10 protein-coding genes are annotated in these 16,319 nt (G+C 70.7%); 2 read left to right on the top strand and 8 right to left on the bottom strand.

Annotated elements, in window-relative coordinates:
* Positions 1-9: 9 nt before the first annotated feature.
* The 3 genes from IEY70_RS08865 to IEY70_RS08875 all read right to left on the bottom strand — a co-directional run bounded on the left by IEY70_RS08865 (position 10) and on the right by IEY70_RS08875 (position 5,605).
* Entirely contained in the window at positions 10-1,263 is a 1,254-nt protein-coding gene (locus IEY70_RS08865) for an MFS transporter (protein WP_189064636.1), read from the bottom strand.
* A 102-nt stretch (positions 1,264-1,365) separates the two neighbouring features.
* On the bottom strand, positions 1,366-3,465 hold the full coding sequence (locus tag IEY70_RS08870; protein ID WP_189064637.1) for a S8 family serine peptidase: 2,100 nt from the start codon (positions 3,463-3,465) through the stop codon (positions 1,366-1,368).
* Positions 3,466-3,565: 100 nt separating this feature from the next.
* Positions 3,566-5,605 carry an Ig-like domain-containing protein gene (locus tag IEY70_RS08875; RefSeq protein ID WP_189064638.1) on the bottom strand — a complete coding sequence of 680 codons (2,040 nt, stop codon included), beginning with the start codon at positions 5,603-5,605 and terminating at the stop codon, positions 3,566-3,568.
* 544 nt (positions 5,606-6,149) lie between these two features.
* Here IEY70_RS08875 and IEY70_RS08880 point away from each other — a divergent pair.
* On the top strand, positions 6,150-8,276 hold the full coding sequence (locus IEY70_RS08880) for a molybdopterin-dependent oxidoreductase (protein WP_189064639.1): 2,127 nt from the start codon (positions 6,150-6,152) through the stop codon (positions 8,274-8,276).
* A gap of 138 nt (positions 8,277-8,414) precedes the next feature.
* On the opposite strand, the gene IEY70_RS08885 is transcribed toward IEY70_RS08880, so the two are convergent.
* From IEY70_RS08885 to IEY70_RS08905, 5 genes are all read right to left on the bottom strand, one after another.
* Positions 8,415-9,401 carry a type I phosphomannose isomerase catalytic subunit gene (locus tag IEY70_RS08885; RefSeq protein ID WP_189064640.1) on the bottom strand — a complete coding sequence of 329 codons (987 nt, stop codon included), beginning with the start codon at positions 9,399-9,401 and terminating at the stop codon, positions 8,415-8,417.
* A 69-nt stretch (positions 9,402-9,470) separates the two neighbouring features.
* Complete coding sequence (locus IEY70_RS08890; RefSeq protein ID WP_189064641.1) at positions 9,471-10,475, bottom strand: aldo/keto reductase; 1,005 nt, start codon at positions 10,473-10,475, stop codon at positions 9,471-9,473.
* Between the two features lie 109 nt (positions 10,476-10,584).
* Positions 10,585-12,309, bottom strand: coding sequence for an FAD-dependent oxidoreductase (locus tag IEY70_RS08895; RefSeq protein WP_189064642.1), 1,725 nt, complete (start codon positions 12,307-12,309; stop codon positions 10,585-10,587).
* 154 nt (positions 12,310-12,463) lie between these two features.
* Entirely contained in the window at positions 12,464-13,432 is a 969-nt protein-coding gene (locus IEY70_RS08900; RefSeq protein ID WP_189064643.1) for an acetylxylan esterase, read from the bottom strand.
* 123 nt (positions 13,433-13,555) lie between these two features.
* Positions 13,556-15,205 carry a long-chain-fatty-acid--CoA ligase gene (locus IEY70_RS08905; RefSeq protein ID WP_189064644.1) on the bottom strand — a complete coding sequence of 550 codons (1,650 nt, stop codon included), beginning with the start codon at positions 15,203-15,205 and terminating at the stop codon, positions 13,556-13,558.
* A 484-nt stretch (positions 15,206-15,689) separates the two neighbouring features.
* Between IEY70_RS08905 and IEY70_RS08910 the strand changes: the two genes are divergently transcribed.
* A complete protein-coding gene (locus tag IEY70_RS08910) occupies positions 15,690-16,064 on the top strand; it encodes an HU family DNA-binding protein (protein WP_078305186.1) in 375 nt (124 codons plus the stop codon).
* Positions 16,065-16,319: the final 255 nt, after the last annotated feature.

Below are 16,319 nucleotides of genomic sequence, written 5' to 3' on the forward strand. Positions count from 1 at the left end.
CTCTGGCGTTCAGGCAGCAGGCCGTGCGTCCCGCCGGGCCGGGGCGCTGATGCCCAGCGCCAGCCCGCCCGCGCAGACGGCCAGTACCGCCGACGCCAGGAACGCCGGGCCGTAACTGCCCAGCACGTCCCGCACCTCGCCGCCCAGCCAGGACGCCAGCGCCGCGCCCACCTGATGCGCGCAGAAGATCCAGCCGTACACCGTGCCCACGTTCGCCCGCCCGAACGTGTCGGCGGTCAGGGCCGTGGTGGGCGGCACGGTCGCGATATAGTCCAGCCCGAACAGCACCGCGAACGCCGTGAACGCCAGTCCCGGCGGGACCAGCGGCAGCAGCGCGAGGCTCAGGCCGCGCACCACGTAGTACGTGGCGAGCAGGAAACGCGGGTCCACCCGGTCTGTCAGGTAGCCGCTGCCGAGTGTGCCCACGAAGTTGAACGCGCCCATCAGCGCCAGCGTACCCGCCGCGAAGGTCGCGGTCAGGCCCAGGTCACCGCAGTACGCGATGAAGTGCGTGCCGATGATGCCGTTACTGGTGAACCCGCAGGCCAGGAACGTGAGGCTCAGCAGCCAGAAGTCCCGGCTGCGCACGGCGCGGCGCATCACGTGCGGGTCCGGGGCTGGGGGCGGCGTGGGCCGCGCGTGCGTGTCCCCGTCCGGTTGCAGGCCCAGCGCCTCGGGCCGGTCACGCAGCAGCGCCCACAGCGGCAGCGCCAGCAGCAGCGCCGCGCCCGCAATGACCAGCGCCGCGCCGTCCCACCCGATCCGGGCCCCCCAGGCGGTCAGCAGCGGAATGAACAGCAGTTGCCCGGCACTCGTGGCCGCGCCGAACACGCCCACCACCAGCCCGCGCCGCCGCACGAACCAGCGCGTGGCGACCGTCGCGCCCAGCACGCTCCCGACCAGTCCGGTGCCCAGCCCGCTCAGCAGGCCCCAGCTGAGGTGCAGCGCCAGCGCCGAGCGGGCCAGCGTACTCAGCCCGAAACTGACGGCCAGCAGCCCCAGGCCCGCCGTCGCCACCCGGCGCGGCCCGAAACGGTCCATCAACCGGCCCGACAGCGGCGCGGCCAGCCCGAACACCAGCAGTCCCAGGCTGGCCGAGACCGACAGGGTGCCCCGGTCCAGGCCCAGCGCCTCCTGCATGGGCAGCAGGAACACGCCCGGCGCGGACCGCGCGCCCGCCGAGATCAGCAGCGCGACCACCGTGACCGCCACCACCACCCAGCCGTAGTAGAGCCGCCCACGCGGCCCCGGATTGTCTGTCATACGCCCAGCATACGGGGCGTGCGGCACGGGTGGGCGGTCATCTGCTGCGCCCCGGTACAGCAGAACCCCCACCGTTGCGGGTGGGGGTTGCGGAACCGAAGCTCAGTTGGTCTTGTTGAGTTTCAGGCGGTACTTGTTGAAGGGGTCGCTGTCCACGCCACCCTCGGTGATGCTGTAGCTCGTCGCCACAAGGTAGTACGTGCCGGAGGCCGGGAGTGTGAAGGTGATCTCGCTGTCGCTGTCGATGCGGGGGGTGCCGCGGTCGTCGTTCTCGGCGAGGACCTTGCCCGCGCTGTCGAGCAGGTACAGGTAGGCGTCCAGCTTGCCGCCCAGTTGCCCGGCGGCCAGCATCTCGGCCTTGATGGCGTCACCGGCTGCGCCCGTGAACTTGAAGTAGTCGTAATCCATGTCCTGACCGTAGATGTACGCCTGCTGCGTCGTCTGGCCGTAGGCGATGGCTTTGGCGTCCGCCTCGCTGTCGTTGGGTTCGTAGGGGTCGGTGGGGTTGGTGTCCACGAAGCTGGCGGGCAGCAGCACGCGCGCCTCGTCGGGTTTGAAGTACGTGCTGCCGCTCGTGGCGACCAGCGTGCCCGTGAACGTGCCGCGGTCCTCGGTGAGGCCGCCGGTGGCGCTCAGGTCGGGGCCTGCCACGTACACGTCGTACGTGCCGGGCTTGATCTCGCTGAAGCGCACGTCGCCGTTCTCGTCGGTGGGGCTGACGTACAGCGGGGTGGGGTCGTCGGTCGCCCCGGCGCGCATGCCCTGGCCGCGCAGGATCACGTCGCCCAGAATGCCTTTCTGGGTGCCCTTGCCGTTCACGTACGCGAGATTCACGTGCACGTTCGCGCCCTTCTCGGGCAGCGCGGCGCAGTCGGTGAGGTTCTGCGCGATCTTCCCGGCGTCCAGGCTGCCCCAGCCGGTGTCACGGTCGAAGCCCGTGGGGTTGCTGCCGATGGCGCCGTTGGCGTTCATCTCCATCACGCGGCGCACCTGGTAGGGCGTGGCGGCCGGGCATTTCTGCAGGATCAGCGCGGCCACGGCCGCCGTGTACGGCGACGAGAAGCTGGTGCCGGAGATCAGGGCGTACCCGCCGCCCAGCCAGGTGGGGTTGGCGAGCATGGTGTCCTGACCGGGCGCGCTGCTGGAGATGTGACGGCCGCTGGTGCTGAACGTGACCTTGCGGTTGCTGCCGTCGATCGCGCCGGACGCGATGATGCCGGGCAGCGCCGCCGGGTACTGGAACTCGTCGTGGTAGGAGTTGCCCATGCTGGCGACCACGGTGGTGCCGCGCGACATGGCGTAGTCAAAGGCGTCCTTGACCGGCCCGAAGCTCACGCCGCCGCCCCAGGAGTTGTTGATGACGCGCGCGCCGTTGTTCGTGGCCCACACGGCGCCCAGCGCGATGTTGAAGCTGGAGTACCCGCCGGGATCGAACATCACGACCGGCATGAACTTCGCCTCGTAGGCGAGGCCCACGATGCCCTTACCGTTCTTCGCGGCGATCATGCTGGACGACACGTACGTGCCGTGCTCGTTCTCGGGCTTCTGGAAGTGCGTCTTCCAGGCCTCGCCGTCGGTGTACACCTTGGCTTCCAGGGGGTCGAAGGCCTTGCCGGCCCAGTTGGGCGCGAGGTCCGGGTGGGTCACGTCGGCCGGGTCGTCGATCAGCGCGACCAGCACGCCCTTGCCGGTCAGGCCCTTGTCCCAGGCGACCTTGGCGTTCAGGTGGCGGGGGTCGAGCGCGTACTGCGGCAGTTCGTCGAAGATCTGGTCGGCGCTGGCGGCCTGCGGGGTCAGGCTGGCAGGCTGGACCGGCGGGGCCTTCTCGGGCTGCACGACGGTGTTCACGCTGGCGTAGCGCAGGCCGTTCAGCTTGGCGGCCAGGACGCTGGCTTTCAGGGCGTCGCCGCTCACGCGGATCAGCGCGGTGCGGATTTCCGGGATGGTGCGCACGACCGTGCCGCCCAGGCTGGCGGCGGCGGCGTTCAGGTTCGCCTCGCTGTCGTACCCGACGACCAGTTCGTTCTTCACGTACGGCTGCCCGGCGTTCAGGGCGATCTCGCTGGCGGGGGTGCTGGCGACAGGGGTGCTGGGTGTAGGGCTGCTGGGGGTGGTCGCGGCGGGCGTCTGCTGCGAGCAGGCGGCCAGCATGGCGGTCACGCTCAGCAGGCCCAGGGTGCGGGCAAGGGTGGAGGGGTTCATGGGCATCGTGGGGCCTCGCTATGGAATGTCAGGGGTGGAGGGTCGGGCGGGGTGGGGCGTGAGTGCCGGGTCAGGGGAGGCCGGGCCCGGCGGGCAGGCGTCACTTCTCGCCGGTAATGAAGTCCCAGTTGATGTTCACGGCGCGCGTCTGGCTGATCGGGCCGACCAGGCTGGACTGCCAGGTGTACACCGAGTACGCCGAGATGCGGTTGCCTTCGGTGGGCGCATACTTGTACGCCACGCCGGAGTTCATCTGCCACTTGTAGGGGCGCAGGGCCTGCAGGGGCGTGCTGACCAGCACGTTCCAGGGCATGCTGACGGTATGCGCGGCCGTGTCGACCGGGAACAGGTTGGGTTTGCTGGCCAGGTACCGCCCGCTGGTGTCGGTCAGGATGCTGGCGGCGGTGGTGGGGCCGCCGAAGCGGGTGCCGGTGCGGGTGAACACCAGGGACTGCCCGGCGGGAATGCCGTTCCCGGCAGCGCCCGTGCCTTCCTCCACGCGGATCAGGGCGTTGCCGGCGCTGCCGGGCAGGGTGTAGCCGCTCTGCGTCATCAGGTCCGTGACGCTGATGTTGTACGCCGCGCCGTCCGCGCCGATGGCGGTCTGGTTCTGACCGATCACGAAGGTGGGGGTCAGGCTCACGCCGGTCGTCTCGTCGGCCGGGGCGATGAAGGTGGGCGTGAACTGCGCCAGGGGTGTGGTCTGGCTGTCGCTGCCGGCCACGGTGTTCGCGCCGCGCGCCTTGACGCGGTACGTGAAGGTCTTCCCGACGCTCAGGTCGGCGCTGGTGTCCTTGAAGTTGAAGGGCCGCAGGGACTGGTCGGCGTTGCAGGCCGCCGCGTCCGCGCCGCCGCCCACCGTGCCGATCTTCGTGAAGGTCGTGCCGTCGCTGGAGCGCTCGATGTCGAACGCGAAGGGCTTGGCGGCCACGTCGGTGTAGCACCAGCGGACTTCCACGAACACGCCGCTGCCGTTCGGGGCGGCGTCCGGGGTGGGCACGCTGTTGGGGGTGGTCCACGAGCCTTCCTGTTTCAGGGTGAAGGCGGTGGCGGCCACGCCGGTCGGGGCGGTCACGGTGGGCGCGGTGGCCGCGGCGGTGTTGATCAGGTTGATCGGAATGACGTAACGGGCGTAGTTGTAGTTGTAGTCGACCGTCATGACTTCCAGGTACACGCGCTCGCCGGCGGCGCTGCCGAACCCGGCGGTGAAGTTGCCGCTGGTGGTCACGGCGTCCGTGTCGATCACGCCGGTCTGATCCTGGGGCGGCGAGTAGTTCCAGTTGCTGGCGGTCGTGGAGCCGGTCACGCTGCCGCTGCCGGGCGTGCGGCCCAGCTGCGCGTACATGATGCGGATCGGGCCGACGTGGTTGCTGTCGGTGGCGGTCTTGATCCGGAAGTCCACCTTGTCCGTGAAGGTCGCGCCCGCGATGGGGCTGCCGTCGGCGCGGGTGATGACCAGTCTGGTGGGGTCGGTGGTGGCGCTCGTCTCGAAGGCGGGGCGCTGCACGAGGCTCACGCTGGGCGTCTCGGTGCCGACCACGACGCCGTGCAGGTCCGAGCCTGCCATGCCGCTCTTGCGGGCGCTGAGGTCGTACGTGCCGGCGCTCAGGCCGCTGAGGCTGAAGGTGCCGTCGGCGCCGGTGGTGACGGTCCCGAGCGTCTGGCCGCCGCGCATCACGGTGATGGTGCTGCCCGCGACGGGCGCGCCGATGTTCTGGTCCACGACCGTGCCCCTGAGGGGAGCGGTGTTGGCGGTGATGGCGACCGTGACCTCGGTGCTGCCACTGGCCTTGTTCCCGGCGGCGTCGTACGCGGTGGCGGTGTAGGTACGCTTGCCGTTGTTGAGCGCATTGACGCTGGTGGTGAATTCGAAGGGCGAGCTGGTGTCCTCGCCGACCTTGGTGGTGCCCTCGAAGAACTCGACGCGGGTCACGCCGGTGGCGTCGTTGGCGTCGGCTTTCAGGGTGAGGTTGTTGGTCGCCTCGGTCGTGACGGGGTTGGGCGTGGCGGTCAGGGTCACGGTGGGGGCGGTGGTGTCGCTGGGGGTGGTGTCGTTGGGCGCGGTGTTGTTGCTGCCGCAGCCGATCAGGAGGGTGCCGAGTAGAAGGACAGAACCGACGGAGCTTGGTTTCAGGGCCATGGGGTGGGGTGACTCCTTGGTGAGGGCGCGCGGGGGTGCGGTGAAAGGCCGCAGCCGACCTCGCTTCCGGTGCGCGCGGAAGGGAAGTGGCGATGGGCGGCCCGGTGAACGTCCGGCGGCTCTGGTCGAGCGCCTGAGAAAACTGGGCGAATCATGTATGACTCGTGAAGCCGAGCCTACGGGGGGAGGGGGGGGTGGGTCAAGCCGAACTGTCAATCTGTCAGATAGGTGTCCGCTGGCCTGCCTAGACCGGTGCGCCCACCCTGCACCGGGGAATTCGTGTGGTCAGTACCACGCGCCGCGCCGGATTGCACGTGGTGACGCACATCCGGTTCCTGAGTGCATACGGCAGGCGACCCGAACGGTCCTTCAGGTGAAGGGCGCATGAAGACCGGTCGCGTGAAGGCCGTCCCGGATGACAGGCCAGCGCGGAGTGGCATACTGAACCCAGTCCACAATTCAGCGCCCAGGCAGCCCCGGCCCACCACCGGACCTTCGCTGCCCTTCCCCGGTCCCCACGACCGAACCCCACGGAGGCTTCCTCATGACCACCCCAGCCCACCCACTCGCCGCTCCCCCCGCCCCCGACGGCATTCACTACCGCGCCTGCAACCTGTGCGAGGCCATCTGCGGCCTGAAGATCACCGTGCAGGGCGGCCGCGTCACCGACGTGCGCGGCGACCCCGACGACCCCCTGAGCCGCGGCCACATCTGCCCCAAGGGCACGGCGCTGCCCGACCTGCACGCCGACCCCGACCGCCTGAAAACCCCCATGCGCCGCGTCGGGGACACCTGGGAACCCATGGAATGGGACGCGGCCCTCGACCACGTCGCCGCGCAACTGCGGGCCGTGCGCGAGCAGCACGGCGCAGACGCCGTCGCCACCTTCCAGGGCAACCCCAGCGTTCACAACAGCGGCACCCTGCTGTCCGCCGGGGCGTTCCTGAAAGCCCTGGGCAGCCGCAGCCGCTACACCGCCACCAGCATCGACCAGCTGCCCCACCACTTCGCCGGGGCCGAGATGTTCGGGCATCCGCTCATGCTGCCCATCCCCGACGTGGACCGCACCGACTTCTTCCTGATGATGGGCGCCAACCCGCTCGCCAGTAACGGCAGCATCATGACCGCGCCCGGCATCCGCGACCGCCTGAAAGCCATCCGCGCGCGCGGCGGCCGCGTCGTGCTGCTCGACCCGCGCCGCACCGAGAGCGCCGAATACGCCACGGACTTCCACCACATCCGCCCCGGCACCGACGCCCTGTTCCTGCTGGCCCTGCTGAACGAGGTCTTCGCCAGCGGCCTGGAACGCACCGCGCACCTGGGCGGCGTCATGACCGGCCTGGATTCCCTGAAAGCCGCCGCCGCGCCCTTCACGCCCGAGGCCGTGGAGGCCCGCACGGGCGTCAGCGCGGGCGTGACCCGCGAACTTGCCCGCGCCTTCGCTGCCGCGCCCCGCGCCGCCGCGTACGGCCGCATCGGCCTGAGCATCCAGGAATTCGGCGGGCTGTGCCAGTGGCTCGTGAACGCCCTGAACGCCGTCACCGGGCACCTCGACACTGAGGGCGGCGCGATGTTCCCCTCTCCCGCCTTCGACCTGCTCGCCGGTGCGAAAGCCGGCGCCACCCACCACGGCCGCCACCACACCCGCGTGCGCGGCCTGCCGGAATTCGACGGTGAACTCCCGAACGTCGCCCTGGCCGAGGAGATCCTGACGCCCGGCGAGGGCCAGATCCGCGCGCTGATCACCGTCGCCGGAAACCCCGTCCTGTCCGTCCCGGACGGCGCCGCGCTGGACCGCGCCCTCGGGAGCCTGGACTTCATGGTCAGCATCGACCCGTACCTGAACGAGACCACCCGCCACGCCCACGTGATCCTGCCGCCCGCCTTCGGCCTGGAAGTCCCGCACTACGACGTGATCTTCCACCACTTCGCCGTGCGCAACACCGCCCGCTACTCCCAGCCGGTCTTCCCGATCCGTCCCGACCAGCGTTTCGACTCCCAGATCTTCGACGGCCTCGTGCAGCGCCTGACCGGCAAGGCCCTCGCCACGCCCGAACAGCGACTGAGTGCCGGCCTGACCCACGGCCGCAGCGGCCTGACCCTGGACGACCTGAAAGCCAACCCGCACGGCGTGGACCTCGGCCCGCTGCAACCCTGCCTGCCCGGCCGCCTGCTGACCGCCACCGGCGAACTGCACCTCGCGCCCGCCCCCATGCTGGCCGACCTGCCCCGCCTACGCGCCACCCTCGACCAGACCCCCGAACCGCTGGTCCTGATCGGCCGCCGTCAACTGCGCAGCAACAACTCCTGGATGCACAACACCCCCCGCCTGATGCGCGGCCCCGACCGCTGCACCGTGCAACTGAACCCCGCCGACGCCCAGGGCCTCGAACACGGCCAGACCGTCCTGATCCGCTCCCGCGTCGGCGAGATCACCGCGCCGCTGGAAATCACGGACAGCGTCATGCCCGGCGTCGCCTGCCTCCCCCACGGGTTCGGGCACGCACGCGGCGGCACCCGCCTGAGCACCGCCGCCCAGCACGCCGGAGCCAGCCTGAACGACCTGACCGACCCCACGCGCATCGACGCCCTGACCGGCAACGCCGCCGTGAACGGCACCCCCATCACCGTGCACGCCGCCGAGCAGGTGGGGGAGAGCGCCGCCGACTGACGGCCGGGGTGTAGTAGGGAGTGGCAAGCGGATGGGCGGCGGACCTCCGCCCCGGTCACTCCCTGCCGCCCCCCCGGAAACGATGCGGAGGCCCCTGGCAGATCACGCCGGGGGCCTCCGCTCAGACTTGATGGCGGTTCAGTCCCGTGGGGAGTCGCTGCCGCTGCTCTCCGCTGGCCCCACGCCCACCTGCGCGACGAGCGCCCGTCCGGGTCCGTCGAGGCGGTACGGGCCGGTCGCGGCGGGAATCAGCGCCGTCTGGTGCGTATCCAGGGGCAGCGTCTCACTTCCGGCGCGCAGGGTCAGCGGGCCGTCCACGGCGGTCACCAGCGCGAACCGACCTGCGGTGTTCTGCTCGATGCCGCCTCTCACGCCGCGCAGCGTGAACTGCTCGCAGCGGACCAGTTCGCCCAGCCCGCCGGTCTGCGCGGCCGTGCGCAGCTCTCCCTGCCGGGCCGGGTCGGTCACGGCGACACTCTCCTCCAGGTGCAGGGCGCGTCCGGCGCTGGCGGGGCGGTCCCAGTCGAACACGCGGTACGTGGTGTCGCTCGCCTGCTGCACCTCGTACAGCAGCAGGCCCGGCCCCAGGGCGTGCAGGGTGCCCGCCGGGATGAACAGCGTGTCGCCCTCGTGCGGCTGGTGCCGCTGACTGAGGTTCAGGATGCCGCCCCCCCGGATGGCGTCCGCCAGGGCCTGCGGGGTCGTGCCGGGCTTCACGCCCGCCAGCAGTTCCCCGCCGGGTTCCACGTGCAGGAAATGCCACGCCTCGGTCTTGCCGCGCTCGCCGGGGCCGACCATCTCGCGGGCCTGCGCGTCGTTCGGGTGAACCTGCACGCTCAGCCAGTCGCGGCAGTCCAGCAGTTTGATCAGCAGCGGAAAGCCGTCCTGCGCGTCCTGCCCGGCGCCCAGCAGCGCGGCCGGATGCGACTGCATGACGGCCGCGACGGTCTGCCCGGCCAGGGGGCCGCCGCTGACGACGCTCTGCCCGTCGGCAATCCAGGCTTCCCCGATGGGCGTGCCGTCCGGGGCGGGCGGCGCGAGGCGGTCCCCACCCCACACCCGCGCCTGATAGCGGGGCGTGAGCGGCAGGAAGGCGGGCAGGTCGGCGCTGGTCGGGTGAGTCATGTCAGGGTCCTTTCAGAGTCAGGTGCAGGGTTGGAGATTCGGGTCAGTCTTGAAGAGTGTACCCGGCACTCATGCGGGCGTGCCGCTCAGGATCGCCTCGATGGCGTCCAGTTCCGCGTCGGTCAGGGGCGGGGCGTTCAGGGCTCCGGCGGCGTCGGTGATCTGCTCGGGGCGGCTCGCGCCGATCAGGGCGCTCGTCACCTGCGGCCAGCGCAGCACCCATGCCAGCGCCAGTTGCACCAGCGTCTGCCCGCGCGCGGCGGCCACGTCGTTCAGCGCGCGGACCTGCGCGACCCGCTCCGGCGTCACGGCGTCCGCCTTCAGGAAGCCGGTGGCGCTCGCCGCGCGGGAATCGTCTGGAATGCCGTTCAGGTAACGGGTGCTCAGCAGCCCCTGCGCCAGCGGACTGAACACGATCGCGCCCACACCCTCGTCCTCCAGCGCGCCGGGCAGACCGTCGGGTTCCAGCCAGCGGTTGAACATCGAGTAACTCGGCTGGTTCAGCACGAACGGCGTGCCCAGGTCCCGCAGGATGGCGGCCGCCTCGCGCAGTAGCGCCGCCGGGTAGTTGCTGACGCCCACGTACAGCGCCCGCCCGCTGCGCACGATCTGATCGAGCGCGCCCATGGTCTCCGTCAGCGGCGTATTCGGGTCCGGGCGGTGGTGGTAGAACACGTCCACGTACTCCAGGCCCAGCCGCCTGAGGCTCGCGTCGCAGGACGCCAGCAGGTACTTGCGGCTGCCCCAGTCGCCGTACGGGCCGGGCCACATGGTGTACCCGGCCTTGCTGGACACGATCAGCTCGTCCCGGAACGGCGCGAGGTCGCCGCGCAGCAGCCGCCCGAAGGTCTCCTCGGCGCTGCCGGGCGGTGGGCCGTAATTGTTCGCCAGGTCGAAGTGCGTGATTCCGGCGTCGAAGGCCGTGCGGACCATCGCGCGGGCGTTCTCGAAGCGGTCCACGCCGCCGAAGTTATGCCACAGGCCCAGCGACACGGCCGGAAGCAGCAGCCCGCTGCGGCCCGCGCGCCGGTAGGGAAGGGACTCGTACCGCTGCGGATTCGGATCGTAGATCATGGTTAACCTCATGGGGGAACGCTGAGAAGAGCAGTGCTGAGAAGCGTTGAGATGTGGGAGCGGGATCAGCCGTGACGTGACCGTGGACGAGAGAAGGTGCGGCCGGAGGTCAGTCTGACGGGTTCGGCCGGTCTGAACTGGCGGGAGTGGTGGGCGGTGACGCGGCTGGCCCCTGACCGGCCGCGTCCTGCAACGCCAGGAACTGATGCACCAGCGCGATACTCATGCTGCCCTCGCCGACGCTGCTGGCCACGCGTTTGACCGATCCGCGCCGCACGTCCCCGGCGACGAACACGCCCGGCACGCTGGTCTCCAGCGGGAACGGATCGCGGTCCAGCGGCCACGCCCCCTGCGGCGCGAGGTCCAGGCCCGAGCAGACGTACCCGCGCTCGTCGCGCAGCACCACGCCGTCCAGCCAGTCGGTGCGGGCGTCCGCGCCGATCAGCACGAACAGCGAGTCCGTCTCGACCGCCTCGTCCTGCCCGGTGTCGCTGTGATGCACGGTCAGGCCGCGCAGGTGCGAGTCTCCGCGCAGGGCCGTGACCTCGCAGCACTCGCAGATGCGCACGTTCGGTTTGGCGCGCAGCTGATCGATCAGGTACTGCGACATGCCCTTCTCCACGCGGTCCGCGCGGATCAGCACCGAGACCCGCCGCGCGTAGTTCGAGAAGAACAGCGCCGCCTGCCCGGCCGAGTTCCCCCCGCCGATCAGGTACACGTCCTTGCCGCGCGTACCCGGCGCCTCGGTGCGGGCCGCGCCGTACCACACGCCGCGCCCCACGAACCGCGCCGCGTCCGGCAGGGGCAGCGCGCGCCACTCGACGCCCGTGGTGATCACCACGCTGCGCGCCCGGACCCGCAGGTCGCCGTCCAGCACGACCGTGTGCCCACCGTCCGGACTGGTTTCCAGCGCCGTCGCCTCACGCGTCACGACCTCCGCCCCGAACCGCCGCGCCTGCCGCAGCGCCCGCGCGCTCAGCTCGCCGCCCGACAGGCCCGTCGGGAAGCCCAGGTAATTCTCGATGCGGCTGCTGGTGCCCGCCTGCCCGCCCGGCGCCTGCCGCTCGACCAGCAGCGTACACAGACCCTCCGACGCTCCGTACACCGCCGCCGCCAGCCCGGCCGGACCGCCGCCCAGGATCACCACGTCGTACCGGTCCAGGGTGGGTTCCACCTGCAACCCCACGCGGCGCGCCACCTCGCGCACGTCCGGCCGGCGCAGCACCTCGCCGCCCGGCAGGATGACCGCCGGGAGCGGCCCGTCCTCGATCCCGGCCGGAATGTCGCAGGCCAGTGCGGGCGCACCCGGGTCCAGCCAGCGGAACACCACCTGGTTGCGCGACAGGAAATCCCGCAGTCCGAAACAGCTGAGGTCGTCCGCCGACCCGACCAGCAACGTGACCGCCTGCGGGGCCTCCAGCGTCACGCGTTGCAGGTTCCCCACCCGGCGTTTCATGTTCGCCATGACGGTCGCCGCCAGCGACTCCGAACGGCCCAGCAGCGCCATGAAGTCCGGGCCTTCCACCCGCATGACCCGCGCGGGCGTCCGGGCCATCAGGTCCACCGTGGCGGGCGTGCCCAGCAGCAGCGGCAACTCCCCGAACGAATCGCCGGGCCGGTAGGTGTCCACCGCCTGCGGCTCGCCTCCCACCTCCTTCGTGACGGCCAGTTCGCCCTCCAGCAGCACGAAGAACGCGACCGAGTCCCCCTCGCGGATCAGGTACTCGCCCTCGTTCAGGTGCACGTCGGCCGCGTCCAGCGCCGCCGCGTGCAGCAGCGTGTCGTCCAGCTCCGCGAACAGCGGCAGCCCCCGCAGGCACCCGGGCGTGATCACGCGCCTCCCACCCGATCCATTGCCGCCTGTGCCGCGCCGCGCTGTGCCGTGACCTTCTGCATCTGAACCCCAGTATGCCCGCCCGCGTGGTCCCGCCGACGACCGCCGCCGCCCGCATGAAGGCTTGGGCAACACCGCCCAGGCCCGCCTCCGGTCAGGAGGGCCAGTGGCGGGCCAGGAACGCCGCGCGTTCCAGCGCCTGCACGTTCTCGCCGCCCTCGTGCCGGTTGAACTCGTACACCCGCATCTCGCGCGGCCCGGCGTAGGCGTTGAAGGCCGCGTACACCGTGCTGGGCGGGCAGACCTCGTCCATCAGACCCACCGAGAACAGCGCCGCCGCCTGCGCACGCGCCGCGAAGTGCACGCCGTCGAAGTACGCCAGCACCCCGAACACGTCCGCCGCGCGGCCCCGGTGCGTTTTCAGGTACGCCGTGATCTCCGCGTACGGGAAGCTGTCCACCAGCCGCGCCGCCCGGTCGAAATGACACAGGAACGGCACGTCCGGCAGGCACAATTGCACGTCACACAGACCCGCCGCCGCCAGCGCCACCCCGCCGCCCTGACTGACCCCGGCGACCGCCACGCGCGCGCCGTCCACTGCCGGGTGCGCGCGGGCCGCCTCGACCGCCCGCACGGCGTCCGTGAACACCCGGCGGTAGTAGTACGTCTCGCGGCTCTGAATGCCGCGCGTCATGAAGCCCGGCACCTGCGGCCCCGCGCCCGGCGCGTCGTCCGGCGTGTCTCCCTGCCGCCACCCGCTGCCCTGCCCGCGCGTGTCCATCAGCAGGTGCGCGTACCCCATGCTGGCGTACCCCAGGTGATCGCCCGCCAGTCCGCGCCCGCCGCCGTACCCGACGAACTCGGTCACGCACGGCAGGCGGCCCGTGCGGGCGCGCGGCAGCGTCAGCCAGCCTTTCACGGGCTGCCCGGCCCACCCGGCGAAGGTCACGTCGAACACGTCCACCGTCACGAACGGCGTCCGGACCGGCGTGAACGTGGCGTTCAGGTCGAAGCGGCGGGCCTCGGCCAGCGTCTGCGCCCAGAACGCATCGAAATCCGCCGGGGCGGGCGCGGCGGCGCGGTAGGACTGAAGCTGTTCGGGCGGAAGATCGAAGTGAGCCACGCCCCAGCAGACCACACGCAGGGCCGCCCGTGGGATCGGTTCAGGAGGGAGGCGGGCAGTGAAGGTTCAGGGCGGGTGCCTGGGCCTTCACTGCCCGCCTTCTGGCCAGCGTTCCGCCGGGGGTCAGCTGCCCTGCATGGCGGCCCGCGCCGCCTCCTGAAGGGGCCGCCACGCGACCTTCCCGGTGGGGCTGCGCGGCAGGCTGTCCACGAACTGCCAGTCGCGCGGCACCTTGTACGTCGCCATCTGCTCGCGCGCCCAGGCTTCCAGTTCGGCCGGGGTGGCGGTCATGCCGGGGCGCAGCACGACCAGCGCGCGGGCGCGTTCGCCGCTGCGTTCGTCCGGCACGCTGATCACGCAGGCCTCCTGAATGGCGGGGTGGCCGTGCAGCAGGTTCTCCACCTCGGCCGGCCAGACCTTCATGCCGGACACGTTCACCATGCGCTTGAGGCGGTCCGCGAAGAAGAAGTACCCCTCGTCGTCCATGTACCCCAGGTCGCCCGTCCGGAAGAACTGCTGCCCGCCGATGTCCATGAACGCCTCGGCGGTCGCGTCGGGACGGTTCCAGTACCCCTGCATGACCTGCGGTCCCCGGATCACGATCTCACCCGTCTGCCCGGCCGGGAGTTCCTTCCCGGTCTCGATGTCCACGATGCGGGAATCCACGTTGAACAGCGGAATGCCCAGGCACTGGAGTTTCTGGCGGCCCTTGGGGTTGCTGTGAGACTGCGCCATCGTCTCGGACAGACCGTACCCTTCGAGGAACATGATGCCCGTCAGGTCCAGCAGGCGCTGCCCGACCGACGCCGGCAGGCTGGCCCCGCCGCCCGTGACACTGCGCAGCGACCCCAGGTCCGCCGCATCGAAGTTCGGGGAGGCCATCAGGTCGATGATCATGGTGGGCGTGTTCGTCCAGAGCGTCACGCCCTGCTCGCGGATCAGGGTGCGGGCCGCGTCGCGGTCCCAGCGGGACATGATCACCACGCGCGCGCCACTGGTCACGCCGCCCATCAGCGAATTGATGAAACCCGTCACGTGGAAGAACGGCAGCGCCGCCAGGAACACGTCCTCGACGGTGCTGTCCACCCACACGCCCGCGCCGAACACGTTGGCCTGCACGCTGCTGTGCGTGTGCATGCAGCCCTTGGGCAGCCCGGTCGTGCCGGACGTGTACGGCATGATGCACAGGTCCGCCGCCGTCACGTTCGCCATCGGGACGGGCTCGGCGTTCAGCGCGGTTTCCAGGGTCACGTCGTCGCCCTGCAACTCGGCGTCCACGTCCAGACCGTCGGGGATGGGTACGCCGCACGCGGGGTCCGTGCCGCGCATGACGTTCGCCACGACCGCGTGCGCCAGCCCGCCCTGCCTGGCCCGCTCGTACAGTTCCGCGCCGACCACGCCCACGCGAATCCCGGCGTCCTGAAGGAAGAACCCGAACTCGCGCGCCTGCAACATGGGCGCCAGCGGCACCACCACCGCGCCCAGGTGCCACGCGGCGAAGGCGCTGATCACCCACGCGGGGCTGTTCTGCATCCACACGGCCACCCGGTCGCCCTGACCGACACCCTGCGAGGCGAGGTGCCCGGCCAGCCGCTCGGCCTGTTCGCGCAACTCGCGGTACGTGATCTCGTGCCCGTAGTGCCACAGGGCGACCTTGTCGGGGTAGCGTTCAGCCGTCACGTGCAGGCTGTGCATCAGGCCCGTGGCGGGCAGCGTCAGGGAACGGGGCTTACCGGCGGGCCAGTAGCGGGTCGGGGCAGAAGCGGTCGTCATAGGTACCTCCGTGAAAGTGATGGCGGTCTGCCGAGGCCCAGCGAGCGCCCCTGGACCGCCAGAAACAGGTTGTGGATGAACCGAGTGTAGCGCAGTTTTCCTGCCGTGGGCACGCTGTCTGCGCGCCGGGTCACCCGCCCCGGCAACGGACCGCCCAACTGACCGCCCGGCCGGGTGGGATTCCCGCGCCCCGGGCCTGTTCGCGCCGCGCGAACCTGTCTACACCCCCACTCCTTTCCTGCCCGCCGCAGCAAGAAAGGAGCAGTCCGCGCACGCCGTTCCTGACCCGCCGGTTTTCTCACGGACCCGCCCCGCAGCCGGAGCGGACCTTCATCAAGCGGTTCTGACGTGCCACACGCACGAATTACCGAATCAGGCAAAGGTGCGTGCCACACGCGCTTTTCCGGTTTGTGTCGGCGGGAAGGGCGTGCTGGCGGGCATTCCTGCCCCCTCCCCCCCCTTCCCAAGGGCGCGGCGGTATGTCATGCTGCTCACCATGACGAAAAAGTCTGCTAAAGCCCCCGCCAAGAAGCCCGCTGCCAAGGCCGCTCCCGCCGCCAAGGCCGCCCCCAAGGCCGAGAGCACCAAGGTCGCCAAGACCCAGCTCGTCGAGATGGTCGCCGACAAGACCGGCCTGACCAAGAAGCAGAGCGAGGAAGCCGTCAGCGCCATGCTGGACGTCATCGTGGGCGCCATCAAGGGCGGCCAGAGCGTCGGCCTGCCCGGCCTGGGCACCCTGAGCGTCAAGGCCACCGCCGCCCGCACCGGCGTCAAGCCCGGCACCAGCGAGAAGATCCAGATTCCCGCCGGCAAGAAAGTGGCCTTCAAGGTCGCCAGCACCCTCAAGGGCAACCTCTAAGAAACGGCCTGACCGTTTGAAGGGAGGCGCGGCCACTGCGGCCGCGCCTCCCTTCTTGTGCTTCCGGGCTGACGGGAGTGGCGTCGAAGCGGATTCCGTCTGTTTCGCTCGCGGATCGGAACCCGCTTCTCTCCCACTCGCATCCGCTCGGACCCAGCGGCTTTATAAGCCATTCAATCGGAGTCGGTATTATACGGACTCCGATTAAATAGATTATAATTGCGGCATCAAACAGATCCCTCTGACCGCCCCTCT

The sequence above is a fragment of the Deinococcus seoulensis genome (assembly GCF_014648115.1).
GTDB lineage: Bacteria > Deinococcota > Deinococci > Deinococcales > Deinococcaceae > Deinococcus > Deinococcus seoulensis.

What these genes read in the sequence shown, in the direction of transcription:
- IEY70_RS08865 (WP_189064636.1), bottom strand. Translation starts at nt 1,263, where the DNA reads ATGACAGACAATCCGGGGCCGCGTGGGCGGCTCTACTACGGCTGGGTG.
- IEY70_RS08870 (WP_189064637.1), bottom strand. Translation starts at nt 3,465, where the DNA reads ATGAACCCCTCCACCCTTGCCCGCACCCTGGGCCTGCTGAGCGTGACC.
- IEY70_RS08875 (WP_189064638.1), bottom strand. Translation starts at nt 5,605, where the DNA reads ATGGCCCTGAAACCAAGCTCCGTCGGTTCTGTCCTTCTACTCGGCACC.
- IEY70_RS08880 (WP_189064639.1), top strand. Translation starts at nt 6,150, where the DNA reads ATGACCACCCCAGCCCACCCACTCGCCGCTCCCCCCGCCCCCGACGGC.
- IEY70_RS08885 (WP_189064640.1), bottom strand. Translation starts at nt 9,401, where the DNA reads ATGACTCACCCGACCAGCGCCGACCTGCCCGCCTTCCTGCCGCTCACG.
- IEY70_RS08890 (WP_189064641.1), bottom strand. Translation starts at nt 10,475, where the DNA reads ATGATCTACGATCCGAATCCGCAGCGGTACGAGTCCCTTCCCTACCGG.
- IEY70_RS08905 (WP_189064644.1), bottom strand. Translation starts at nt 15,205, where the DNA reads ATGACGACCGCTTCTGCCCCGACCCGCTACTGGCCCGCCGGTAAGCCC.
- IEY70_RS08910 (WP_078305186.1), top strand. Translation starts at nt 15,690, where the DNA reads ATGCTGCTCACCATGACGAAAAAGTCTGCTAAAGCCCCCGCCAAGAAG.